Annotated in this window: 20 protein-coding genes and 1 pseudogene; 8 read left to right on the forward strand and 13 right to left on the reverse strand. The window is 62.6% G+C overall.

What is annotated here, in order from left to right:
- Positions 1–22 precede the first annotated feature (22 nt).
- The 5 genes from AB8B02_RS29865 to AB8B02_RS29885 form a co-directional block, all read right to left on the reverse strand.
- The gene (locus tag AB8B02_RS29865; protein WP_089262171.1) at positions 23–730 is read right to left on the reverse strand and encodes an ABC transporter ATP-binding protein; all 708 of its coding nucleotides are present in this window, start codon (positions 728–730) and stop codon (positions 23–25) included.
- Positions 717–1,460 (reverse strand): ABC transporter ATP-binding protein, encoded by a 744-nt coding sequence (locus AB8B02_RS29870; RefSeq protein ID WP_120288460.1) that lies wholly within the window; start codon positions 1,458–1,460, stop codon positions 717–719. Before AB8B02_RS29870 ends, AB8B02_RS29865 begins: the two co-directional genes overlap by 14 nt.
- Positions 1,457–2,386 carry a branched-chain amino acid ABC transporter permease gene (locus tag AB8B02_RS29875; protein WP_120288461.1) on the reverse strand — a complete coding sequence of 310 codons (930 nt, stop codon included), beginning with the start codon at positions 2,384–2,386 and terminating at the stop codon, positions 1,457–1,459. Before AB8B02_RS29875 ends, AB8B02_RS29870 begins: the two co-directional genes overlap by 4 nt.
- Position 2,387: 1 nt before the next feature.
- Positions 2,388–3,242, reverse strand: coding sequence for a branched-chain amino acid ABC transporter permease (locus AB8B02_RS29880; protein ID WP_068733337.1), 855 nt, complete (start codon positions 3,240–3,242; stop codon positions 2,388–2,390).
- Between the two features lie 128 nt (positions 3,243–3,370).
- Positions 3,371–4,594 (reverse strand): ABC transporter substrate-binding protein, encoded by a 1,224-nt coding sequence (locus AB8B02_RS29885; protein ID WP_120288462.1) that lies wholly within the window; start codon positions 4,592–4,594, stop codon positions 3,371–3,373.
- A 266-nt stretch (positions 4,595–4,860) separates the two neighbouring features.
- On the opposite strand from AB8B02_RS29885, the pseudogene AB8B02_RS29890 reads away from it, so the two are divergent.
- Positions 4,861–5,273, forward strand: a pseudogene (locus tag AB8B02_RS29890) (VOC family protein).
- 314 nt (positions 5,274–5,587) lie between these two features.
- Here AB8B02_RS29890 and AB8B02_RS29895 read toward each other — a convergent pair.
- Positions 5,588–5,995, reverse strand: coding sequence for a hypothetical protein (locus tag AB8B02_RS29895; protein WP_147421601.1), 408 nt, complete (start codon positions 5,993–5,995; stop codon positions 5,588–5,590).
- Between the two features lie 229 nt (positions 5,996–6,224).
- Between AB8B02_RS29895 and AB8B02_RS29900 the strand changes: the two genes are divergently transcribed.
- Complete coding sequence (locus AB8B02_RS29900; RefSeq protein WP_246297870.1) at positions 6,225–6,614, forward strand: hypothetical protein; 390 nt, start codon at positions 6,225–6,227, stop codon at positions 6,612–6,614.
- Positions 6,615–6,669: 55 nt separating this feature from the next.
- Here AB8B02_RS29900 and AB8B02_RS29905 read toward each other — a convergent pair whose 3' ends face one another.
- The 4 genes from AB8B02_RS29905 to AB8B02_RS29920 form a co-directional block, all read right to left on the reverse strand.
- Positions 6,670–7,959 carry an ArgE/DapE family deacylase gene (locus tag AB8B02_RS29905; RefSeq protein ID WP_120288465.1) on the reverse strand — a complete coding sequence of 430 codons (1,290 nt, stop codon included), beginning with the start codon at positions 7,957–7,959 and terminating at the stop codon, positions 6,670–6,672.
- A 28-nt stretch (positions 7,960–7,987) separates the two neighbouring features.
- Positions 7,988–9,265, reverse strand: coding sequence for a 4-aminobutyrate--2-oxoglutarate transaminase (gene gabT / locus AB8B02_RS29910; protein WP_120288466.1), 1,278 nt, complete (start codon positions 9,263–9,265; stop codon positions 7,988–7,990).
- 270 nt (positions 9,266–9,535) lie between these two features.
- A complete protein-coding gene (locus AB8B02_RS29915) occupies positions 9,536–10,561 on the reverse strand; it encodes a histone deacetylase family protein (protein ID WP_120288468.1) in 1,026 nt (341 codons plus the stop codon).
- Positions 10,558–11,256, reverse strand: a complete 699-nt coding sequence (locus AB8B02_RS29920; RefSeq protein ID WP_231078048.1) for a GntR family transcriptional regulator — start codon at positions 11,254–11,256, stop codon at positions 10,558–10,560. Before AB8B02_RS29920 ends, AB8B02_RS29915 begins: the two co-directional genes overlap by 4 nt.
- Positions 11,257–11,393: 137 nt before the next feature.
- Here AB8B02_RS29920 and AB8B02_RS29925 point away from each other — a divergent pair, with 137 nt between their 5' ends.
- From AB8B02_RS29925 to AB8B02_RS29950, 6 genes are all read left to right on the forward strand, one after another.
- On the forward strand, positions 11,394–12,167 hold the full coding sequence (locus AB8B02_RS29925; protein WP_093759488.1) for a class II aldolase/adducin family protein: 774 nt from the start codon (positions 11,394–11,396) through the stop codon (positions 12,165–12,167).
- 66 nt (positions 12,168–12,233) lie between these two features.
- Complete coding sequence (locus tag AB8B02_RS29930; protein ID WP_439065877.1) at positions 12,234–13,799, forward strand: ABC transporter substrate-binding protein; 1,566 nt, start codon at positions 12,234–12,236, stop codon at positions 13,797–13,799.
- An 84-nt stretch (positions 13,800–13,883) separates the two neighbouring features.
- A complete protein-coding gene (locus AB8B02_RS29935; protein WP_120288470.1) occupies positions 13,884–14,855 on the forward strand; it encodes an ABC transporter permease in 972 nt (323 codons plus the stop codon).
- On the forward strand, positions 14,852–15,691 hold the full coding sequence (locus AB8B02_RS29940) for an ABC transporter permease (protein WP_093759485.1): 840 nt from the start codon (positions 14,852–14,854) through the stop codon (positions 15,689–15,691). The genes AB8B02_RS29935 and AB8B02_RS29940 overlap by 4 nt, the downstream gene beginning before the upstream one ends.
- A complete protein-coding gene (locus AB8B02_RS29945; protein WP_120288471.1) occupies positions 15,691–17,310 on the forward strand; it encodes an ABC transporter ATP-binding protein in 1,620 nt (539 codons plus the stop codon). The genes AB8B02_RS29940 and AB8B02_RS29945 overlap by 1 nt, the downstream gene beginning before the upstream one ends.
- A 19-nt stretch (positions 17,311–17,329) precedes the next feature.
- The gene (locus AB8B02_RS29950) at positions 17,330–18,268 is read left to right on the forward strand and encodes a 2-hydroxyacid dehydrogenase (protein ID WP_120289112.1); all 939 of its coding nucleotides are present in this window, start codon (positions 17,330–17,332) and stop codon (positions 18,266–18,268) included.
- Between the two features lie 181 nt (positions 18,269–18,449).
- Here the strand turns inward: AB8B02_RS29950 and AB8B02_RS29955 are convergent, their stop codons facing one another.
- Genes AB8B02_RS29955 through AB8B02_RS29965 form a run of 3 tightly spaced genes read right to left on the reverse strand, consistent with a single transcriptional unit; the run spans position 18,450 to position 22,244 of the window.
- Complete coding sequence (locus AB8B02_RS29955) at positions 18,450–19,028, reverse strand: sarcosine oxidase subunit gamma family protein (RefSeq protein ID WP_158596753.1); 579 nt, start codon at positions 19,026–19,028, stop codon at positions 18,450–18,452.
- The gene (locus AB8B02_RS29960; protein ID WP_120288473.1) at positions 19,021–21,987 is read right to left on the reverse strand and encodes a sarcosine oxidase subunit alpha family protein; all 2,967 of its coding nucleotides are present in this window, start codon (positions 21,985–21,987) and stop codon (positions 19,021–19,023) included. Before AB8B02_RS29960 ends, AB8B02_RS29955 begins: the two co-directional genes overlap by 8 nt.
- On the reverse strand, positions 21,984–22,244 hold the full coding sequence (locus AB8B02_RS29965; RefSeq protein ID WP_120288474.1) for a sarcosine oxidase subunit delta: 261 nt from the start codon (positions 22,242–22,244) through the stop codon (positions 21,984–21,986). Before AB8B02_RS29965 ends, AB8B02_RS29960 begins: the two co-directional genes overlap by 4 nt.
- Between the last annotated feature and the right edge of the window lie 6 nt (positions 22,245–22,250).

Here is a 22,250-nt window from a genome sequence, read left to right on the forward strand (position 1 = left end):
GTAAGAAGCGAGCACGTGAACGTCACACCCCCAGATAAATCTGCTGGATATACTTGTCGCCAGCAATCTCCGCAGACGTCCCCTCACGGATCGTCCGTCCATGCTCCAGCACATAGACGCGATCCGCGATCCGCAGCGTTGATGTAGCGTCCTGTTCGACGATCAGGATCGCGGTGCCGTCTCTCCGGATTTGCTGGATCGAGTCGAAGATCAGCCCCTTCAGCCGCGGCGCGATGCCGACGGACGGCTCATCCAAAAGCAATAGCTCGGGCCGGCCCATCAGCGCGCGGCCGATGGCTACCATCTGCTGTTCGCCGCCGGACAATGTGCTGGACTGTTGCCATTGCCGTTCGCGCAGCACCGGGAATAGCGTGAAGACGCGCTCCAGGTCCTTCTCGACGTCCGCGTTGTTCTTGCGCAGGTAAGCGCCGAGCTGCAGGTTCTTCAGCACCGACAATTCCGAGAACAGTTTTCGCCCCTCGGGACAGTGGCAGATGCCCTTGGCAACGACGTTATATGGCTCGATCGGATGCAAGGACGCATCCTTGAAATTCAGTGTGCCTTGCGATGCGATCGAGCGCGAGATCGCTTTCAGCAGCGTGGTCTTGCCGGCGCCATTGGGGCCGAGCACGCCGATGAGTTCGCCTTTCTCGACCCTGATAGAGACGGATTCGATCGCCAGCGCCTTGCCATAGCTGACCTTGAGATCGGCGACTTCAAGCAGAGGCATGGGCTTCCTCCGTCTTGCCGATATAGGCTTCGATCACCTTCTCGTTCTTCACGATTTCTTCCGGTGGGCCGACGGCGATGATCTCGCCGAAATTCATCGCGATCACGCGCGATACCAATGCCATGAACTCGCGCAGCTTGTGTTCGATCAGCAAAATAGTGAGGTTCTCCTCGCGATGCAGCCTGCGGATCAACTGTGCCAGTTGTTCGATCTCGCTGCTGCCAAGCCCTGCGAAGGGTTCGTCGAGCAGCAGCAGGTCGGGGCGGGTCGCCAGTGCACGCGCGATCTCGAGCCGTCGCAGGTCGCCGTATGGCAGCGTCTCCACCGGTTCCTTGTCACGACCGCCGAGGCCGACCTGTCCCAGCAGATAGCTGGCGCGCGCCTCCTTGTCCTTGTCCTCGCTGGCGCGCGGCGACATGCAGGCCACCAGCACGTTCTCCAATAGGTTCATGCCGACAAAGGGACGCGTGAGCTGGAAGGTGCGCGCCATGCCGCGATTGACCACCTTGTAGGGGGCGAGTTCGCGCACCAGTTCGCCGTTGAAGTGAATAGTGCCGGTGGTCGGCTGCATGAAGCCGGTGAGGATGTTGAACAGTGTGGTCTTGCCGGCGCCGTTGGGGCCGAGAATGCCGGTGAACTCGCCTTTCTTCAGCGTGAAGCTCGCGTTCTTGACGGCGGTGAGGCCGCCGAAGCGCTTGGTCACGCCGTTGACTTCGAGCAGGTCAGTCATCGCAGGCGCTCCGTCAGCCGGCGCCAGAGCGGCGCGATCAGTCCATTGGGCAGGAAGAACAGGATCAGCATCAGGGTCAGCGTGTAGATCCACAGCCGGTATTCGCCGAAGCCGCGCAGCATCTCGGTGAGCAGCGTCAGCAGGATCGCGGCGATGGCGGCGCCATAGATCGAGCCGATGCCGCCAACATAGACCATGATGATGACCGTGATCGACACAACGACCGAGAACAGCGGCGGCGACACCTGCAGCTGGTAATGCGCATAGAGCGCGCCCCCCAGACCGGCAAAGCCGGCTGAGATCATCAGCGACACGATCTTGTAGAAGGTGACGTTGATGCCGGCGGCCTGACAGGTCGCCTCGTCGCCGCGGATGGCGCGCAGCAGGAGCCCCCAATGCGATCGGGCCAGCAGTGTCAGTACGATCACGGTGACTGCGAGAATCGCCAGCACGAACCAGTAGTAATGCAGCGGGTTTTTCATCAAGGGATCGAGGCCGTAGATGCCTTCCTCGCCGCCGGTATATTCCCAGAAGATCAGACACAGCCGCTGCAGGATCGCCGAGGCGGACAGCATCGCCAGCGCGAAATAAGGCCCACGCAGCCGCAATGTCGGGAAGCCGACCAGCAGGCTGAAAGCGATGGCGATCACCACGCCGAGCGGCAGGCTGACCCACGGATTTGTCGACCAGATCGAGGACAGGAAGCCCGCGGTATAGGCGCCAGCGCCGATGAACAGCGAATGGCCGAAATTCTCGCGCCCGGTGAGGCCGGACATGAAGTCCCAGCTCGATGCCCAGATGCCGTAGATCACGCAGACCGTGAGCACGCCGGTGAGATAGTTGCTGGCAGCGAACATGGGCAGCAGCGCGAGAAAGGCGACGACGAGGATTCCGCCTGCGATGTCGATGGGGGCGATGCGTTTCATGTCAGAATGCTGCCCGTCGCCCGAGGAGTCCTGACGGACGTATCATCAGCGTGACGACGACCGCGACCAGCGACACCAGCTCCGTCCATGATGTTGAAATCAGATAGGCGACGATGGTCTCGGAATAGCCGAGGATCAGCGACGCGATGATGCTGCCGGGGATCGAGCCGAGGCCGCCGACGATGACGATGGCGAAGGCCTTCACCATGGGCAGCAGGCCCATGGTCGGCTGTACCGTGAGGAACGGCGACACCAGCACGCCGGCAAGCGCCGCGGTGCCGGCGGAGATCGCCATCACGATGGAGAAAATGCGGTTGGTCGGGATGCCCATATATTGCGCAGCTTCCGGATCCTGCGATACCGCGAGGATGGCCGCGCCGAGGCGCGTGCGCTGAATGAACAGCCAGAGGCCGAGCAGCACGAGGACACCGGCGACAAGGGCGAGCAGGCGCTGGCCGGAGATATCGACGCCGCCGATCGAGAGCTTGTCAGCCACGAAGGAAGGCACGTTGCGATATTCGGAGCCGAAAGTGATGAACAGCGCCTGTTCGACCGCGAGCGAGACGGCGAGGGTGATCATCAGCACGGCGAGCTGAGACGAGCGCAACGGACGCACTAGAAAACGCTCCATCACCACGCCGAAGCCTGCGACGATCAATACCGCCAGCGGAGCTGCGATGAAGAGCGGAACGCCGAGCAGCGAGGTGAGGACATAGGCCGCATAGGCGCCGAGTGCGTAGAACGAGCCATGGGCGAGATTGAGGATGCGGGCGACGCCGAAGATCAGGGTGAAACCAACGGCCAGCATCGCATAGATGGCGCTGGAGACCGCGCCGTAGATCAGAATCTGAAGCATGAGAACCCGCTGTTGAAGACCGGACGGCGGAGGGCGAACTTCTTCGGGCTCGCTTCTCCCGTTTTCCGGCCGGCGAGGGATCGCCGGCCGCGCGGTTACGCTGCGGTCAGATGACCGCCATCAACAAATCAGTTGCTCATCCAGGGCGGTGCGATCATCGGGCCGGTAGCGGCTTCCTTCGGCCAGACCACGACGCGGGCGCCGTCCTTCTGCCACTGCACGAACAGCAGGTTCTGCAGTCCCGGGCCGGTCTTCACATCGTGTACTTCGTCGAACACCAGCTTGCCGGCGATGCCGACATGGTCGGTCTTCTCCAGCTCCTTGATGACAGCGTCGGGCTCGATGGAGTTGGCGCGCTTCACGGCATCGGCATAGACATAAACGGCGTCATAGGCGCCGATGCCGGTATAGACGGGCGCGGTGCCGAAGCGCTTCACGAATTCATCCCAGAACGGAATGGTCTTCGGGGTAAGCGGCGCGCGGATGGCGAACATGCCGACGGTTTCGGCATTGGCCTTGCCGCTGACGCGCGTGAAGAAGTCGGCGTCCTGGCTCTTGACGTCGATGCCGCCGATCGGAATCGGTACCTGAGCGTCATGCCACTGCTTGACGAAGATGTCCGAGGAGGCGTGCGACAGGATCACGATCAGATATTGCGCGCCGGAGTTCTTCACCTTGGCGAAGAGCGGTGAGAAATCAGAAGTCGAGGTGTCGAAGAATTCGGCCAGCGTCACGTCGGTGCCGCCGTCGGTGGCGCCTTTTTTCAGGATCGGAACGAGGTCCTGCACCCATTTGGCGTTTTCGCCGACGATGGCGATCTTCTTCAGGCCCATCTCGCCTTTCAGCTTGCCGTTGATGAAGTCGACCAGCGCGCGCGCCTGATGCGCCGCGTTGATGGGGAAGGCGCGGAAGATGTATTTGTAGTTCTCATAGTCGGTTTTCACCTTTGCGGTGATGGCAGGTGAAGCAGCACCGACGCCGAGATAGATTGTCTTGGCGCTGGAGATGTGCGGCAGCTGGGCCAGCGTCACGCCTGACGTGTAGCCGCCGATCAGCACGTTGACCTTGTCGTCGGCGGTGAGCTTCTTGATTGCAGCAATGCCCTGTTCGGGATTCTCGGTCTCGTCAGCGACAACCATTTCGAGCTTGCGGCCGAGCAACCCGCCCTTGGCATTGATCTCTTCAATGGCCAGCTTCGCGGCGTTCTGGGTGTCGCGGCCGACCTGCAGCTGGACCGACGTCGGAATGCCGATCTTGATCGGCGCTTGCTGGGCAGATGCTGGAGCAGTGGAAGCAAGGGCGCCAGCAACAATCATACTCGCAACCGCAAGCGGCCTCAGAAATGAGTCCATGGTGTCTCTCCCTAGAGGCATCTGGGTCGTTGCCCGATGCTTTTTTGTGTGATCACAGACTGCCAAGTGCGGCGAGAGCAAGTCAAGGAAGATTGCGCGCAGCAACACTGTGTCGCGGATTAAATTGCGAGCATTCACAACGTGTACTTCTGTTGCGTTGCGATGACGCGCAGGCGCAATGTGCCTTGCAGTTGTAGGCGCGCAGCCGGCTGTGCGAGGCTTGACGCTGATGGATCATCTCGCGGGATGAACATGGAGAGGCCGGAATGGATGAACAGGGCGCAGGCACCGAGTCAACCTTTCAAGCCATTCGCGCCATCGACTACACGGTCATCTTCGTCCGCGACATGGACGCGATGCGGCACTTCTACGAGACGCTGCTCGGCTTTTCGCTGCAGCGCGTGCTGTCGTCCGGCTGGATAAATTTCGTATCGGCAGCAACACGTTAGCTCTGGCGATGCCAAGCCGCACCGCGTCGGATCATCCGATCCCGGTTGGCAGTGCAGCACTTCAGCTCGCCTTCAAGGTTTCCGTGGCGGAGGTCGATGCGTGTGCCGAGGAATTAGTGCGAAAAGGTATCAGCCTCGTGTCACCGCCGACCGATCAGGTCTTTGGACATCGCACGCTGTTCTTTCGCGATCCCGACGGGAATTTGCTGGAGGTGTTCGCTGATATCTAGGCGTCACCGATGCTCTGCACGTGATCGGACGCACGCAGTCACAGCACGACGCAGGTCGCGTGATCGGTAACGGCTGCGTGTTTGGGTGGTCAGGATTGTCGGCCAAGGGGTGGGACCGCCGACGCAGGTAATAACGGCGGTCCCGTGCCGTGCATTGAAATTCGGGGTTGGAAAGCGACTTCCACACCCCACTGCGCGACGCGATCGACGCTATCCCAGCCGGGTTTTGTCGCAACTTAAACCAAATCTTAACCTAACCGATTAGGCTTACCTGGCCGGCCTTTCGAGCATTTTTAGTAAAGGTGGAGAATAATCTACTCCGCAGCCCGGGCCAGCAGCGTAATGTCGTTGGCATTGGCGCAATAGTTCTCGTAGTTCGCCGCCGCCGTTTTGGCTGCGAGGTCGATCCCGCAGGCCCGCTTGTGCGCGCAACTGGCGCAGGCGTGGCGCATCTCCATCATGTCAGGCGGCCGGATCTTGGCAATGGCGGCTTCGTCAAAACCGAGCGCACGGAGCATCTGCGGCAATTCCTCCGCACCGTTCACGCCTCTGCGAACGATCGTATCGAGATCGCTTGGCGCAAGGCCAAGCTCATGGGCCATGCGTTTGAACTCGCCGCTGTCGAGCGCACCGAGTTCGTTGAGCTGGCGACGCTGGATCAACCAGTCGCCAATGCGTTCGATGAGATTGCTGACGACGGGATAGGGCTGGACGGATGTCATGGCGGTCTCCGCTGCTGAGAGTGATTGAGCGAAGGGTCTGCGCAGCAGCGCGGAGTCGCATTGCGCTGGATCAATCGGTGGGTGCGCCATGGACGGTTAGTCTTACCGCCAGAAATGCCTGCGCCGCAGGCACTTTCCGGGGAAACTCGAGGCTGGATTCAACGTTATCCATGCTTAACTTAGAGACATTGTTAGTCCAGAAGCCGGGAACCGGCCTCAGGAGGCGTAAATGAGTTGCAAGCGTTTGAGTATGATTGCGGCCGGCGTCAGTCTGCTGGCGTGCGTCGGTGCCGCGCAAGCGGACACATACAAGCCCGGCGAATTCTTGCTGCTCGACCTGCAGAAGGCCGTGCTGTCGCCGAAACTGCTGGGCCCGCCCGCGTCATTCGAGCAGGTGCAGATCCAGGCCAAGGCCGATGCGAAGGCGAATGTGAAAGCTGATCCGGCGAAGGCAGCACCGCGTCTTGTGCGCGCGCAGTCTGCGAAGCCGGTGGCACAGCGCGCCGCTGCGCAGAAGAAGGTTGCCCGTCGCAGCAATCCGCTGAACGCCAATGCGGCGGACACGCGGGTGCAGGTCTGGCCGTGCCGCACAGGTGGCATCTGCAGCTGGCAGAAATGAAAAGGCGGCGGATTGCTCCGCCGCCCATTCGGTCTTCAGGCTGAGGCCTGAATGATCAAGCCTTGATCTCTTCCACGCCGCACCATTCGGCGATGAACAGCGCCAGTGCCGTCGTCGTCTTCTTCAGCGAGGGCAGGTTGACGCCTTCGTCGAAGCCGTGGACGCCGCGCGAGATGCAGCCGTAGTTCAGCGTCGGCACATTGTCGAACAACGCGTAGACGCGGCTGTCGAGATAGGCGAGCGAGATTTCTGGCTTCGGCTTCTGGCCGAACACCGCTTCATGCGCCGCGGCCAGCGTGGCTTCTGCATCCGAGCCCGGCTTGAGTTCGTAGCCTTCGGCCTGGAAGCCGTTGAAGGTCACGGTCGGCGGGATATTCGACAGGAACGGGTCCTGATGCGCGAAGGCGGCGACGCAGTCGGTGATCTCCTTCTTTGCCGCTTCGGCGGTCTTGCCGGGCAGCAGCGAGATGCGGAAGTCCACCTTGCACCAGGCCGGGACTGACGACGCCCAGTCGCCGCCGGCGATCTTGCCGATGTTCAGGTTGACCGGTTTCTCGATGTTCTTGAAGTGCTCGTGCTGGTCCTTGGTCGCATTCCACTTCGCTTCGAGCTTGCGCAATTCACCGATGATCCGATAGGCGCCGTCGATGGCGTTAGCGCCGGTGCCCATGCGCTGCACATGCACCGGCACGCCGCGGACTTCGACCTGGAACCAGACCACGCCGATATTGGCGCGGGTGATCGTCTCATGCGACGGCTCCGATACCACCACGGCGTCGGCCTTGTAGCCGCGCAGATGCGTCATCAGCGCGCCGTCACCGGTGGATTCTTCTTCCACGACAGACTGCAGATAGACCGTCGCTGCCGGCTGCAGGCCGAGGCTCTTGAGTGCGTCGAGCGCGAAGATGTTGGAGGCGCAGCCGGCCTTCATGTCGCCGGCGCCGCGGCCCTGCATCCAGTCACCTTGGATGACGGGGTCATAGGGCGGCGTGGTCCACATGTCGTGCGGGCCTTCCGGCACAACGTCCACATGGCCCTGCATGATCAGCGAGCGGCCTTTTTCCTCGCGCGGATAATGCGTGCCGACCACGATCGGCGCGGTCGAATGCAGTTCGTCCCACGCGCCGGCGCCGGGATGATGCCCGAGCGCGGCGCGGTCCATCTCGAAGCGCTCCATCTTGTAACCGCGCGCCTTCATGGCGCGGAACATGAAGTCCTGCATCGTGTGTTCGTTGCCGCGCGTGGAGACGTGGCGCACCATGTCCTGGGTGAACTTCACCTGGGCATCGAAGCCCTTGTCGACGGCGGCGATGATCTTGTCGCGGAGGGCGGGATCGAGAGCCATGTTGTTTTTCCTTTTCTTGTGAGAGGGCTCAGGCGGTCAGCGCGCGCTCGAGCTTTTCCATGCCTTCGTCGAGGATTTCGTCCTGGGCGGTCAGCGGAACGAGCACGCGGATGGTGTTGAAATTGACGCCGCAGGACAGCAGGATCAGGCCTTCCTCGGTGGCCTTCTGCGTCACCTTCTTGGTCACTTCGGCGTCCGGCGTATCAGAGCCGCGCTCCTTGACGATGTCGAAGGCGATCATGGCGCCGACATTGCGGATGCTGGCGATCGGCACGAGGTCGTTTCGCTGCTGCATTTTCTTCAGGCGCGTGGTGATGCGCTCGCCGATATGGTTGGCGCGGTCGATCAGCTTCTCTTTCTCGAACACGTCGAGCACGGCCATTGCTGCTGCAATCGCCAGCGGGTTGCCGGCATAGGTGCCGCCGAGGCCGCCCGGATCGGCTGCGTCCATGATCTTGGCCTTGCCGATCACGCCCGACAGCGGGAAGCCGCCGGCGAGGCTCTTCGCCACGGTGATGAGGTCAGGCTTCACGTCGTAATGTTCCATCGCGAACATCTTGCCGGTGCGGCCGTAACCGGTCTGCACTTCGTCGGCGATGAAGACGATTCCATTCTCGTCGCAGATCTTGCGCAGCGCGCGCATCAATTCCGGCGGCGCCTGGTGGAAGCCGCCTTCGCCCTGCACCGGCTCGATGATGATGGCAGCGACACGGGCCGGATCAATGTCGGCCTTGAACAGGAAGCTCAGATACTTGAGCGATTCCTCAACCGTGACGTCGAGCGGCGCGGCCGGAAACGGTACGTGCCAGACTTCCGGCATGGCTCCGCCAAAGCCCTTCTTGTACGGGAACACCTTGCCGGTCATGGTCATGGTCATATGGGTGCGACCATGGAAACCGCCGGTGAAGGCGATCACGCCGGCGCGGCCGGTGGCGGCGCGGGCCATCTTGATGGCGTTCTCGGTCGCTTCGGCGCCGGTGGTGAAGAATGCGGTCTTGGTGGCGCCGTCGATCGGCGCCAGCTTGTTCAGGCGCTCGGCGAGGGTCACGTAGGATTCATACAGCAGCACCTGGAAGCAGGTGTGCGTGAAGTTCTCCATCTGCGCACGCACGGCGGCCATGATGGTCGGGTGGCAGTGGCCGGTGTTGAGCACGGCGATACCGCCGGCGAAGTCCACATAGCGCTTGCCTTCGACGTCCCAGACTTCCGCATTCAGCGCGCGCTGCGCCGAGATCGGAGTGGAATGGCCGATGCCGCGGGGAACGGCGGCTTCGCGGCGTGCGAAGATTTCTGCGTTGGTCGACATTCGAGTTTGTCCTTCGAGTTTTCTTGGATGTTGTTGGGTGTGGATCAGTGGATGGAGCAGGCTGCTGCGCCGGGCGCTGTAAGCTCCCTCGCCCCGCTCTTGCGGAGAGAGGGGTGGGGTGAGGGGCTCTTGCGATCCGCAAGTGCAGTGCGTGCGATGAGCGCCGTGCCATGCCCCTCACCCGCCGCGAAGACGCGGCGACCTCTCCCCGCGCAGAGCGGGGAGAGGTTAAGAGAGCGCGGCGTGCTGGTGTTCACTCGATAAGTCCAATCACCGCGCGGCTTCGAAACCGGCGAGGGTCGAGGTGAGGTTGGCGCCTAGGATATCCGAGAGATATCCGCCTTCCTGAACGAGCACCGTGGGCAGGCCCATGCGCGCCACGGCTTCGCCGATGCGCTTGAAGCCCGGGGTGGTGACCTTGAGTGCGGCCAGCGGATCGTGCTCGGATGCATCGAGGCCGAGGGCGAGAACGAGGGCGGTCGGCGCAAACGACTTGATGGTCTTCTCGGCGACAGCGAGCGCGTCGATGAAGCCGTCATCGCCGGTGCCGAGCGCGAGCGGAATATTGAGATTGGTGCCGAGGCCGTTGCCTTCGCCCTTCTCATGGGCATAGCCCCAGACGAAGGGGTAGTAACCGACGGGATCGGCATGGATCGACACTGTCAACACGTCCGGACGCGCATAGAAAATGCCCTGTGTGCCGTTGCCGTGATGCACGTCGACATCGAGGATTGCGACGCGCTCATGCTTGGTGCGCAGATGCTCGGCGGCGATGGCCGAATTATTCATGAAGCAGAAGCCGCCGGCCATGTCGCGATAGGCGTGATGGCCGGGCGGCCGACACAGCGCATAGACCGCGTCCTCACCGTCCATCACCATCTGCGCCGCGGTAACGGCGACGTCGGTGGATGCGCAGGCACCTAGCCAGGTGCCTGGACCGATCGGCGCCGCGGTATCGGCGGTGTGCCAGCCGAGCTTGCCGGTGATGTGGGTGGGATAGCTGCCCGCCACGCGGTTCGGGTGGATATTGGCGATCATTTCCGGGCCGTAGTCCGGCAGCTTGATCCATTCTTCCCAGGCGCCTTCGAGGAAGCGCAAATATTCCGGCGAGTGCACGCGGGCACGTGGGCCCTGGCCGAATTCGGTCGGCGCGACGATCGTGTGCTTGCCGTCGGCGAGGCCTTTCAGCAGGCGCTCGGCGCGCTCCGGCTGCTCGGTGGTTTTACGGACCTGACCGCGCACTAGGAAGAACTGCGGATCATGGCTCTTGTGCTTGTCGGAATACACTGCCTTCACGTAGCGGCTCCATTCGTTGAGGAGGGAAGTTCGCGGACCAGCTTGCCGACTTCGCGCCAGGCAGCGCCGATGTGATAGTCGATCCGCGCGGTGATGATATCGGGATGCCCCTGTTCGAGGACTTCGAGCAGTGCCTCATGGGTCTGCGCAATACGGTGCGGATCGTCATAGAGCCGGCCGATCAGGCCGATCGTCATACGCAGTTCCGAAGCAAGATCGTCGAACAATCGCAACAGGCGTTTGCTGCCGGCAATTTCGCAGATCATGCGATGAAATTTGTAATCTTCCTCGATCTGTCGCGCGTGATCGTCGATCGCGGCAGTCTCATGCATGACGTCGATCTGCCGGCGCAGCATGTCGCGATTGGCAGGCGTCATGTTCTTGGAGGCGAGCACGCCGGCATGACATTCGACGCAAATGCGCAGGTCGTAGACCTCGTCGATATCCGTCGCTTCGAGCTTGCGGACGAAGAAGCCGCGGCGCGGATGCGAGACCAGCAGGCCCTGTTGCTCGAGCAGCCGTGCAGCCTCGCGGACAGGGGCGCGGCTGACGCCGAGCTCGCGGGCGATGCCGGCTTCGACGACTTTGGCGCCGGGCAGCAGCTGCCCCTTGATGATGGCCTGGGTCAGGATGCGTGCGACCTGCCCGACAAGATCGGTGTCGGCGAGGGCGGTCAGACCAACTGGAGGAGACATCAAACGCATGCGGGGGACCCGTTTCTTCCCCTGTACAAGAATTAATCGTCGATTGTCGACAGTTTAATCTTGCGAGCTGCCATGCGATTGTGTTTCCTGCCCGCACCTTAAAAAAGCCGGGAACCGCGCCTGTGAATATGCACGCAAACCTTACGCCGACCCTCGATGCCGCCAAGCAGGTCCGTATCGACCTCGCCGCTGCCTATCGCCTGATCCATCGCCTCGGCCTCGATGACAGCATTTACACGCATATTTCGGTGCGCGTCCCCGGCACCCAGGACCGCTTCCTGATCAATCCCTATGGCATGCGCTTCGAGGAAGTGACGGCCGGCAACCTCGTCACCGTCGACGTCGACGGTAAAGTTGTCGACGATCCGCTCGGCCTCGGCATCAATCCGGCCGGCTTCACCATTCACAGCGCCGTTCACGCTGCGCGCCACGATGCGCAGTGCGTGCTGCATACGCATACCGTTGCCGGTGTTGCCGTGTCATGCCTGAAGGACGGCCTGCAGCCGCTGAACCAGTGGTCGATGCAGTTCACCGACCGCATCGCATATCATGACTTCGAAGGCATCGCGCTGGACCTGTCCGAGCGTGAGCGCCTGGTCGCCGATCTCGGCGACAAGATGGTTCTCATCCTGCGCAACCACGGCCTGCTCACCTGCGGCCGCTCGGTTGGTGAGGCCTTCAAGCTGATGTTCAACATGGAGCGCTCCTGCCGCGCGCAGCTCGCGATTCTTTCAACCGGCGCAGAAGTCATTCGCCCGTCCCACGCCATTGCCGCACACACCGCCGGCCAGTATGACCGCGGTTACGACAAGGTGCATGGCACCGAAGGCGGCAAGCCGGACAGCGAGTGGGAAGCGTTCAAGCGCATGCTCGATCGCACGGACGCCGATTACAAGAATTGATCCGACTTCCGCTACACATCGTCAACTGATCTGGGTTACGTGCCAGCCGGCACTAAGGGGAAAGATATGTTGAAGAAATTTGTATTGGCTTTGGCACTGACCAGCGTGAGCCCGCTCGTCTTCACGAGCACGATGGCGCTCGCGCAGGAGCCGAAGATGGGCGGCACCATCAATGCGGTGATCCAGCCAGAGCCGCCGGGCCTGATGCTGGCACTCGTCCAGAACGGCCCGACCCAGATGGTCTCGGGCAACATTTATGAAGGCCTGCTGCGCTACAGCAAGACACTGGAGCCGCAGCCCGGTCTCGCCGAGAGCTGGACCATCAGCCCGGATGCGAAAACCTACACGTTCAAGCTCAAGCAGGGCGTGACCTGGCACGACGGCAAGCCGTTCACCGCTGGCGACGTGCTGTTCTCCATCGAGACGCTCAAGGTCACCCATGCCCGCGCGCGCAACAACCTCGTGCAGCTCGACAAGGTCGAAGCACCGGATGATTACACCGTCGTCTTCACGCTGAAACAGCCCTTTGGCCCCTTCATCGGCATCTTCGAAGTCGGCTCGATGCCGATCATCCCGAAGCACATCTATGAAGGCTCCGACGTCAAGACCAATCCGGCGAACAATACGCCGATCGGTACTGGCCCGTTCATGTTCAAGGAATGGAAGAAGGGCTCATTCATCCAGCTGGTGAAGAACCCGAACTACCACGTCAAGGGCAAGCCCTATATCGACGGCATTTACTGGCAGATCATTCCGGACGCCGCTGCGCGTTCGGTGGCCTACGAGACCGGCAAGGTCGATGTGCTGCCCGGCGGTTCGATCGAGAACTTCGACGTACCGCGCGTCAGCAAGCTGCCGAACACCTGCGTCACCGGCGACGGCTGGGAGTTCTTCTCGCCGATGGCCTGGATGTGGCTCAACAACCGCACCCCCGTGCTCGCCAACAAGAAGGTTCGTCAGGCGATCATGTATGCGGTGGACCGCGAATTCGCCAGGGACGTGATCTGGAACGGCCTCGGCAAGGTGGCTACCGGCCCGTCCTCGTCGGCGATCAAGTTCTACACCGACAACGTGCAGAAGTACCCGTACGATCCGGCCAAGGCCAAGGCGCTGCTGAAGGAAGCCGGCTACAAGGGCGAGAAGGTCCGCCTGATGCCGCTGCCTTACGGCGAAACCTGGTCGCGTTGGGGTGAAGCTGTGAAGCAGAACCTCGTCGACGTCGGCATGAATATCGAGACCATCGCCACCGACGTGCCTGGTTCGAACCAGAAGAACATGGAGTGGGATTACGATATCTCCTTCACCTATCTCTATCAGTACGGCGATCCGGCGCTCGGCGTTGGCCGCAACTACGTGACGAGCGCAATCGCCAAGGGCCAGCTCTTCAACAATCTCGAGGGATACTCCAATCCCGAGGTCGACAAGCTATTCGAAGAGGGCGCCGTTGCCACGCCGGATTCGAAGCGCAAGGAAATCTACGAGAAGGTCCAGAAGATCCTCGTCGAAGACGTGCCCGTGGCATGGCAGCTTGAACTGCAGTTCCCGACCATCACCAACTGCAAGATCAAGAACCTGATCACGACCGGTATCGGCGTCAATGACGGCTTCCGCGACGCCTGGATCGACAAGTAAGCTTTCAGCCTGATGCCCGTGACGATCCCTGGGATCGTCACGGGTTTTCTTTGTGTACTCTGACCTGAATGCGATGGACCTCTGATGCTGTCATTCGTTGCCCAGAGGATCGTGAAGGGCGTGTTCGTCCTGCTTGCGATCATCGTGATGAACTTCTTCCTGATCCGTCTTGCGCCCGGTGATCCCGCAGCGGTGATGGCCGGTGAGGCCGGCGCCAGCGATGAGCAATTCGTCCAGCAGCTGCGTGAAAAGTTCTCACTGGACAAACCGCTGCCGGAGCAGCTGTTCATTTACGTGAAGGGTGTCGTCACCCTCGACCTCGGTTTCTCGTTCCGCCAGCAGATGCCGGTCGCGAAGCTGATCGCCGAGCGTCTGCCGGCGACGCTGCTGCTGACGCTGACGGCGTTCGGCATATCGCTGTTACTGGGCATCACATTCGGTACGCTGGCCGCGAGATTTGCGGGGACGTGGGCGGACACCGCCATCACTGTCTCGGCGCTGCTGTTCTATGCCACGCCGATCTTCTGGGTCGCGCTGATGTCGATCCTGCTGTTCTCGGTCTATCTCGGCTGGCTGCCGAGCTTCGGCTACGAGACCGTCGGTGGAAACTTTACCGGATGGGCACATGTGAAAGACGTGGCTCTGCATCTGGTGATGCCGGCGATGACCATCGGCTTGTTCTTCATGGCGACCTATACGCGCATGACGCGCGCCTCGATGCTTGAGGTCAAGCGGCTGGATTTCGTCAAGACCGCCCGCGCCAAGGGCCTGCGCGACAACATCATCCAGCGCCGCCACGTGCTGCGCAACGCGCTACTGCCGGTGGTGACGCTGGCCGGCGTCCATTCCGGTACGTTGGTCGGCGGCGCCGTGCTCACCGAGACGGTGTTTGCATGGCCCGGCATTGGCAGGTTGCTCTATGAGGCGCTCTTGCAACGCGATTATAACCTTCTGCTCGGCGTCTTCGTGGTCTGCTCGGCGATGGTCCTGATCTTCAACCTCGTCACCGACCTCGTTTATCGACTGGTCGATCCACGCATCGAGTTTGCATCATGAAGAAGTTCTGGAAATTGATGCTGCGCAATCCCGGCGGCGTTATCGGTCTGGTCATCATCACGCTTGCGATTTTCGTCGCGCTGTTCGGGCAGATGATCTTCCCGACCTCGCCCTGGCGCATGGTGCAGCGGCCGTTCCTGCCGCCCTTCACCAATCCCATGGTGACCCTCGGCACCGATGCGCTGGGCCGCGACGTGTTCGCCGGCCTGATCTACGGCGCACGCGTGTCGTTGCTCGTCGGTCTCGTCTCGACCACGGTGGCGCTGACCATCGGCGTGCCGCTCGGCGCCATCGCCGGTTATTTCGGCGGCAAGGTCGACGACGCCCTGATGCGCTTCACCGAGTTCTTCCAGACCATTCCGAGCTTCCCGCTGGCCATTGTGCTCGTGGCGATCCTGCAGCCGTCGATCTATTCCATCGTTGGTTCCATCGCCATCGTCTCGTGGCCGCCGGTGGCGCGTCTGGTACGCGGCGAGGTGCTGTCGCTGCGCACGCGCGAATATGTCCAGGCGGCCATCGTGACCGGCCAGAGCAATACCTGGATCATCTCGCGCGAGATTTTGCCGAATGCGCTGTCGCCGGTGATCGTGCTGGCGTCGCTGATGGTGGCCAATGCGATCCTGCTGGAATCCTCGCTGTCGTTCCTCGGCCTCGGCGATCCCAACCTGATGTCCTGGGGCTACATGGTCGGCGCGGGCCGGACGGTGATCCGTCAAGCCTGGTGGATCACGGTCTTCCCCGGCGTCGCCATCCTGATTTCGGTGCTCGGCATGAACCTGATCGGCGAAGGCCTCAACGATGCGCTCAATCCGCGCCTGGCGAAGGATAGCCGCTGATGACCGCTACCCCCGCCGTTTCCATCAAGAACCTGAAGATTGCTTTGCCGAAGAGCGCCGAACGCCCTTATGCGGTCGATGGCGTCTCCATCGATCTCATTCCCGGTGAAATCGTCTGCGTCGTCGGCGAATCCGGTTCCGGCAAATCCATGTGCGCGCACGCGCTGATGGGCCTGTTGCCGGATACGGTGAAGACCGAGACCGGCGAAGTTCTGTTCGAGGGGCAGAATCTCTTGAAGCTGGACGAAAGCGGCTGGCGCGAAGTGCGCGGCCGCGGCATCGCCATGGTGTTCCAGGAGCCGATGACCGCGCTCAATCCGCTGATGCGGATTGGCGAGCAGATGATGGAAATGTTCGAGGCGCATAATCTTTTGACGCCGAAGGAGCGCCGCGCCAAGGCCCTCAGCCTCGCCAAGGAAGTCGGTCTGCCCGATCCAGAGCGCATCATCCGCGCCTATCCGCACCAGCTCTCCGGTGGTCAGCGCCAGCGTGCGATGATCGCCATGGCACTTGCGCTCGAACCATCGGTGCTCGTCGCCGACGAGCCGACCACGGCACTCGACGTCACCACGCAGGCTCAGATCCTCAAGCTGATCCGCAATCTGCAGCGCAGCCGCAACATGGCGGTGATGTTCATCACCCACGATTTCGGCGTCGTTGCCGATATCGCCGATCGTGTCGTGGTGTTGCGCCATGGCAAGATCGTGGAAGAAGGCTCGATCGACGCCGTCTTCAGGAATCCGCAGCACGATTACACCAAGGCGCTTCTCGCTGCCGTGCCGTCGATGCATCCGCCGGTGCGCGCGTCGCTGGATGAAAATGCGAAGGCTGTCGAGGTCATCGGCCTCGACAAGACCTATGTGACCTCGGGCGGCTGGTTCAAGCCGGATCGCCGCGTGCAGGCGGCCAACGAAGTCACGTTCTCCATCATGCAGGGCGAGACCGTCGGCCTGGTCGGCGAGTCCGGTTCGGGCAAATCGTCAGTGGCGCGTCTGGTGATGCGTCTGATCGAGGCCGACCGCGGCACCGTGCGCATCGGGGATATCGATCTCACGGCCCTCGAAGGCAAGGCGCTGCGCGCGCAGCGCCACCGCATCCAGATGATCTTTCAGGACCCGTTCGCCTCGCTCAATCCGCGTCGCCGGGTCGGCCAGATCATCACCGATGGCCCGATCGCCCGCGGCACCGATCCCAAGATCGCGATGCAGCGTGCGCGTGATCTGCTGGGGATGGTCGGCCTCGATGCCGGTTCGCTCGACCGCTATCCGCATGAATTCTCCGGCGGCCAGCGCCAGCGTCTCGGCATCGCCCGCGCGCTTGCGATGGATCCGGAGATCATCGTCGCCGACGAAGCCGTCTCCGCGCTCGACGTCTCGGTGCAGGCGCAGGTGCTGAAGCTGCTCGAAGACCTCAAGGCCCGCCTTGGTCTCTCGATGCTGTTCATCACCCACGACCTTCGTGTCGCCGCACAGATCTGCGATCGCATCGCGGTGATGCAGCGCGGTGTCATCGTCGAGCTGAAGCCGACGGCGCAGCTGTTCGCGTCGCCGGAACATCCCTACACCCGCGAATTGCTCGGCGCCGTCCCCGGCCAGAGTTCGCCATCCCAGGCCGCATGACCTTATGCCGACGCCTCCCGTGACTTGCGTTTTCCTGAGCAGGACCATCAACCTGCGCAAATACCTGACCAACGAGATCGCCCGGCTCGACGGCAAGGTGAATTTTGTCGACCATCTCGACGGCACCGATCCCGCTAAAATCGACATGGCGGTGAGCTGGCATCCGCATGCGGATGCGTTCGATCACTATCCGAACCTGAAGGCGGCGTGTTCCATCGGCGCCGGTGCCGACAGCATCCTGAATTGTCCAAGCCTGCGCGACGGTATCGATGTGGTGCGCGTGGTCGAGCCGGCACAGGCGCAGATGATGTCGGGCTTCGTGATCTGGAACGTGATCTATCACCAGCGCCAGTTCGGGACTTATCTGCAGAACCAGCGCGATCACGTATGGAAGCGCCTCGGCGGCGGACGTCGCCCGTCCGAGGTTGCGATCGGCATTCTCGGCTACGGTGCCATCGGCGCGCGCGTCGCGTCCGATCTGGCGATGCTCGGCTTTCCCGTCCGGGTCTGGAGCCGCTCGGCCAAGCCGACGACGCCGGGTGTGATCGGCTTCCACGGCAGCGATGGGCTCGACGCGATGCTCGCGGGCTCAGGGGTACTGGTCAATCTGCTGCCGCTCACCGAGGAAACCCGCGGTATCCTCAATGCAAGCCTGTTCGCCAGGATGCCGCGCGGCAGCTATCTCATTCAGGTCGGTCGCGGCGAGCACTCCGTCGAGCAGGATATCCTCGATGCGCTCGCCAGCGGACAGCTCTCCGGCGCGACACTCGATGTATTCCACACCGAACCGCTGCCCAAAGACCATCCGTTCTGGTCGCATCCGCAGATCGTGCTGACGCCGCACGACGCCTGCGAGGTCACGATGACCGCGATCGGCGATACGATTTTGGCGACGGCCGAAGCCGTGAAGCTGGGCGTGCAGCCGAAAGATTCGGTGGATCGCAGCCGGGGATATTAGTTGGATGGAGCGGCTTGCTTCCCTCGCCCCGCTTGCGGGGAGAGGGTGGCGTGACAAGCGAAGCTTGTCGCGACGGGTGAGGGGGAGCTAGCGAGTAGAACACTAGCTCCCCCTCACCCGAAGCCTCGCTAGCCACTCGGCTCCGACCTCTCCCCGCAAGCGGGGCGAGGTTAAGAAACGACTACTCCACCGCCAGCCCGACCATCGCCGCCGACGCTTCCAGCCAATGCAGGAAACTCCCAGCCATGCTGCGCGCAACCGCGATGTGGAAAGTCGGCGCTTCATCCACCTTCCACAGCGTCACACCCATATGCGCGACCTGCGTGGCGGCCACGCTGCCGGCGGGAAACGCCGCGGCGCTAAGATCGATGGCGACGCCCTTGGCGAGCACATCGAGCAGGGCCGGACCTGACAGCCGGAGCAGGCCAACGCTGTCGGACTGATCGGCGACGGAGGCGAGGCCGTCGAGCTGCTGCGCAAGGCTATTGACGAAACGCGGTGTGCCCGCATCATGCGTCACCAGCCAGCGGCCGGGACCGGTGCCGAGAAACGACGTCGCATCGCTGCCGGAGCCGTGCGGTCCCAGTGGCAGGTTGATATCGAACTGTTCCTTCACGGCAGCAGCGAGCGGGGCACTCTGGCCCCTGCGGGCCATGACGGTAGCAATGGCGATGCCGCGACGCCCGCGTGCGATGACACCGCGGCCATCGCCCATGGAGCGCAACTCAGCGAAGGCGGAGATGTGAGCGAGATCAAGCACGCAACCGCGCTCCTTCTGCATCGACGAAGACGGGATCGACGACCTCAAGTTCGAGATCGCCGGAGCGTACGGGGTCCCAGGCGCGGATGGCCTCGCCGTGCCGTTCCGGTCCGCGCGCCAGCAGGCCAAGGCCGATCCAGTGATTATTGCCCGGGCTGAAAGCCGTCGACGTGATGAATCCGGCATTGTTGTCCGGCGCAGGCGTCACGCCGCGCGCGAACAGCAGTGACCCGTTGCGCAGGCGCTGGCTGCGATCGACGGGGCGCAGGCCGACCAGCGTAGGGCGGTCGGGATCGATCAGCGCTTCACGCGCCGCCATGGTGCGGCCGATAAACTCCTTCTTCACCGACATCATGCGTCCAAGCCCGAGATCGCGCGCCACGGTCTGGCCGTTGAGTTCGGAGCCGGCGACATGGCCCTTTTCGATCCGCATCACGCTGAGCGCTTCGGTGCCATAGGGCGTAACGCCGAGCGGCTTGCCGGCCTGCATCAGCGCGTTGAACAGCGCCTCGCCATAGCCCGCGGGCGCGGCGATCTCGTAAGCGAGTTCGCCGGAGAACGAGACGCGAAACAGCCGCAGCGGAATGTTGCCGACATGGAATTCGGCACAGGCCAGATAGGGGAAGGACTCGTTGGAGACATCGAAGGCATCGTCGAGCAATGCCTGCAGCAGCTCGCGCGACTTAGGCCCGGCGACGGCATACTGCGCCCATTGCTCGGTGACCGAGACCATCTGCAGGTCGAGTTCGGGCCACAGCACCTGATGGCAGTATTCGAGATGCTGCATCACCTTGCCGGCATTCACGGTCGTGGTGGTCATCACATAGTGATCGGCGGAGAGCCGCGCGGTGGTGCCGTCGTCCATCACGAAACCGTCCTCGCGCAGCATCACGCCGTAGCGCACCTTGCCGACGGGCAGCGTCGAGAAGGTGTTGATGTAGACGTGGTCGAGGAACGTGCCGACATCGGAGCCGCACAGCGCGATCTTGCCGAGGGTCGAGACATCGCAGATGCCGACGCTGGAGCGCACAGCCTTCACCTCGCGGGTGACGCTCTGCAGCCAGTCATTCTCGCCGGGCGCATTGAACCACTGCGCGCGCATCCATTGGCCGGCTTCGACGAAGGTGGCGTTCAATGCAGCGGAGGCTGTGTGGCTCGCGGTCAGTCGCACCGGTTTGAAATGCTTGCCGCTGTGCAGGCCCGCGAAAGCACCGATGGCGACCGGGACATGCGGTGGGCGTGCCCGCGTCGCGCCGGTCTCGGCGATGGTCTTCCTGATCTCGCCGGCGAGGATCGCCAAGCCGTTGACATTGGATGTCTTGCCCTGATCGGTCGCCATGCCCAAAGTCGTGTAGCGCTTGAGCTGCTCGACCGAACGGAAGCCCTCCTGCGCAGCGAGAGCAATATCGGTCGCGGTGACATCGTTCTGCAGGTCAACGAACGCCTTGCGGCGCGATCTCTTAAACAGCCAGACCGGATTGTTGCCGGACGCCTCGTCGCTGGCGGTGATGGGCTTCTGCGTCTGCAGGCCGACGCCGACATGCGAAGCAGCTTTTGCTCCGGCCAGTGTACCGCTCTCCAATGCCCGCGCCAGCGTCCATTGCGCGGCTGCGGCGCCCGCGATTTGCATGCCGGGCGGCATGTCGTTGCAGAGAAATGCGGATTTCTCCTCCGACCAGTTGCCCTTGCCGCCCAGATGCGTGGCGATGCCGATGCTCGGCGACCAGCCGCCGGAAACGCCAAGCGTGTCCACAGCCACGCTGCGGGTCTTGCCCGCACTGTCGGTGATCTCGATCGTCGTCAGCCTGCGATAGCCTGACGTGTCGGAGACATGCGCGCCGAGAAACTGCGGTGCATTGCCAGCGAGTTTGCGCACCTCAGGCGAAACCTCCGTCCGTGCATCGACCACAACAGCGATCTCGGCGCCGGCCGCTTGCAAGTCGAACGCACTGCGCCAGCCATCGTCCGATGTCGTGAAGATCGCAACGCGTTGGCCCGGCACCACGCCGAAGCGGTTGGCATAAGTGCGCAATGCCGAAGCCAGCAAGATGCCGGGCCTGTCATTGCCGGGAAATACAAGCGGTCGTTCCTGCGCGCCAGCGGCGAGCACGCATTGCTTGGCGACGATCTTCCACAGCCGTTGGCGCGGCATGAACGGCGGTGGCACCGGCAGATGATCGCTGACGCGCTCGATGGCGCCATATTCGCCGTCATAGACGCCGAACACGGCGGTGCGCTTGAGGATGCGGACATTCGGTAGCGTGCCGAGTTCGGCTTCAGCTAGCGTCGCCCATGAGGCCGCTGAGATGCCATCGATCTGCGCGGTGTCGCTGAGCAGACGACCTCCAAGAACGAAGTCTTCTTCGGCGAGGATCACGCGCGCACCGGCGCGGCCTGCGGCCAGCGCTGCGGCAAGGCCCGCGGGACCTGCGCCGATCACCAGCAGGTCACAGAAGGCGTGCGATTTTTCGTAAGTGTCGGGATCGTCGAGGCCGCTGAGTGCGCCGAGGCCCGCCGAGGCACGGATGGCGGGCTCGTAGAATTTCTCCCAGAACAATGCCGGCCACATGAAGGTCTTGTAGTAGAAGCCTGCATTGAGCAGCGGGCCGGCGAGCTGATGCACGGCGCGCAGATCGAAATTTGGCGACGGCCAGCAATTCTGGCTCGATGCGTCCAGGCCATCAAACAGCTCGACTGTGGTTGCCTTGGTGTTTGGTTCGGCGCGCGCGCCCGAGCGCAGCGTCACCAGCGCATTCGGCTCTTCCGGCCCGGCCGAGAAGATGCCGCGCGGCCGGTGATATTTGAACGACCGGCCGACCAGCATCGTGTCGTTGGCGAGCAGCGCCGAGGCCAATGTGTCGCCGGTATAGCCGCCATAGGTCTTGCCGTCGAAGGTGAAATTGATCGGCTTCGATCGGTCGATCAATCCGCCGGAGGCGAGGCGACGCGAGATGCTCATGATGCAGCCTCATCATGGGCCAGCACGGCGTCGATCACCTCATGCGTCGAGACGTTGCGCGTCACCTTCAGCCAGGCGTGGCAGCCGGCGGCGTGATACCAGTATTCCCTGTGAACGCCGACTGAATTGTCGCGCAGATAGACATAGTCGAACATCGCGTCCGTGTTCTCGAGCGCGGGCCGCGTCAGCGTGGCGTCGCCGGAATAGGAAAATTCCGAAGCATCACGGGATCCGCAATAAGGGCAGGGGATGCGCATGGGGCC

Source organism: Tardiphaga sp. 862_B3_N4_1, from assembly GCF_051811085.1.
Classification (GTDB): Bacteria; Pseudomonadota; Alphaproteobacteria; order Rhizobiales; family Xanthobacteraceae; genus Tardiphaga; species Tardiphaga robiniae.

Excerpts from the sequence above, each read along its gene's own strand:
- AB8B02_RS29960 (WP_120288473.1), bottom strand. The coding sequence starts at position 21,987 with ATGAGCATCTCGCGTCGCCTCGCCTCCGGCGGATTGATCGACCGATCG.
- AB8B02_RS29925 (WP_093759488.1), top strand. The coding sequence starts at position 11,394 with ATGCACGCAAACCTTACGCCGACCCTCGATGCCGCCAAGCAGGTCCGT.
- AB8B02_RS29900 (WP_246297870.1), top strand. The coding sequence starts at position 6,225 with ATGAGTTGCAAGCGTTTGAGTATGATTGCGGCCGGCGTCAGTCTGCTG.
- AB8B02_RS29945 (WP_120288471.1), top strand. The coding sequence starts at position 15,691 with ATGACCGCTACCCCCGCCGTTTCCATCAAGAACCTGAAGATTGCTTTG.
- AB8B02_RS29940 (WP_093759485.1), top strand. The coding sequence starts at position 14,852 with ATGAAGAAGTTCTGGAAATTGATGCTGCGCAATCCCGGCGGCGTTATC.
- AB8B02_RS29935 (WP_120288470.1), top strand. The coding sequence starts at position 13,884 with ATGCTGTCATTCGTTGCCCAGAGGATCGTGAAGGGCGTGTTCGTCCTG.
- AB8B02_RS29905 (WP_120288465.1), bottom strand. The coding sequence starts at position 7,959 with ATGGCTCTCGATCCCGCCCTCCGCGACAAGATCATCGCCGCCGTCGAC.
- AB8B02_RS29930 (WP_439065877.1), top strand. The coding sequence starts at position 12,234 with ATGTTGAAGAAATTTGTATTGGCTTTGGCACTGACCAGCGTGAGCCCG.
- AB8B02_RS29880 (WP_068733337.1), bottom strand. The coding sequence starts at position 3,242 with ATGCTTCAGATTCTGATCTACGGCGCGGTCTCCAGCGCCATCTATGCG.
- AB8B02_RS29965 (WP_120288474.1), bottom strand. The coding sequence starts at position 22,244 with ATGCGCATCCCCTGCCCTTATTGCGGATCCCGTGATGCTTCGGAATTT.
- gabT (WP_120288466.1), bottom strand. The coding sequence starts at position 9,265 with ATGTCGACCAACGCAGAAATCTTCGCACGCCGCGAAGCCGCCGTTCCC.
- AB8B02_RS29865 (WP_089262171.1), bottom strand. The coding sequence starts at position 730 with ATGCCTCTGCTTGAAGTCGCCGATCTCAAGGTCAGCTATGGCAAGGCG.
- AB8B02_RS29885 (WP_120288462.1), bottom strand. The coding sequence starts at position 4,594 with ATGGACTCATTTCTGAGGCCGCTTGCGGTTGCGAGTATGATTGTTGCT.
- AB8B02_RS29920 (WP_231078048.1), bottom strand. The coding sequence starts at position 11,256 with ATGTCTCCTCCAGTTGGTCTGACCGCCCTCGCCGACACCGATCTTGTC.
- AB8B02_RS29895 (WP_147421601.1), bottom strand. The coding sequence starts at position 5,995 with ATGACATCCGTCCAGCCCTATCCCGTCGTCAGCAATCTCATCGAACGC.
- AB8B02_RS29870 (WP_120288460.1), bottom strand. The coding sequence starts at position 1,460 with ATGACTGACCTGCTCGAAGTCAACGGCGTGACCAAGCGCTTCGGCGGC.
- AB8B02_RS29875 (WP_120288461.1), bottom strand. The coding sequence starts at position 2,386 with ATGAAACGCATCGCCCCCATCGACATCGCAGGCGGAATCCTCGTCGTC.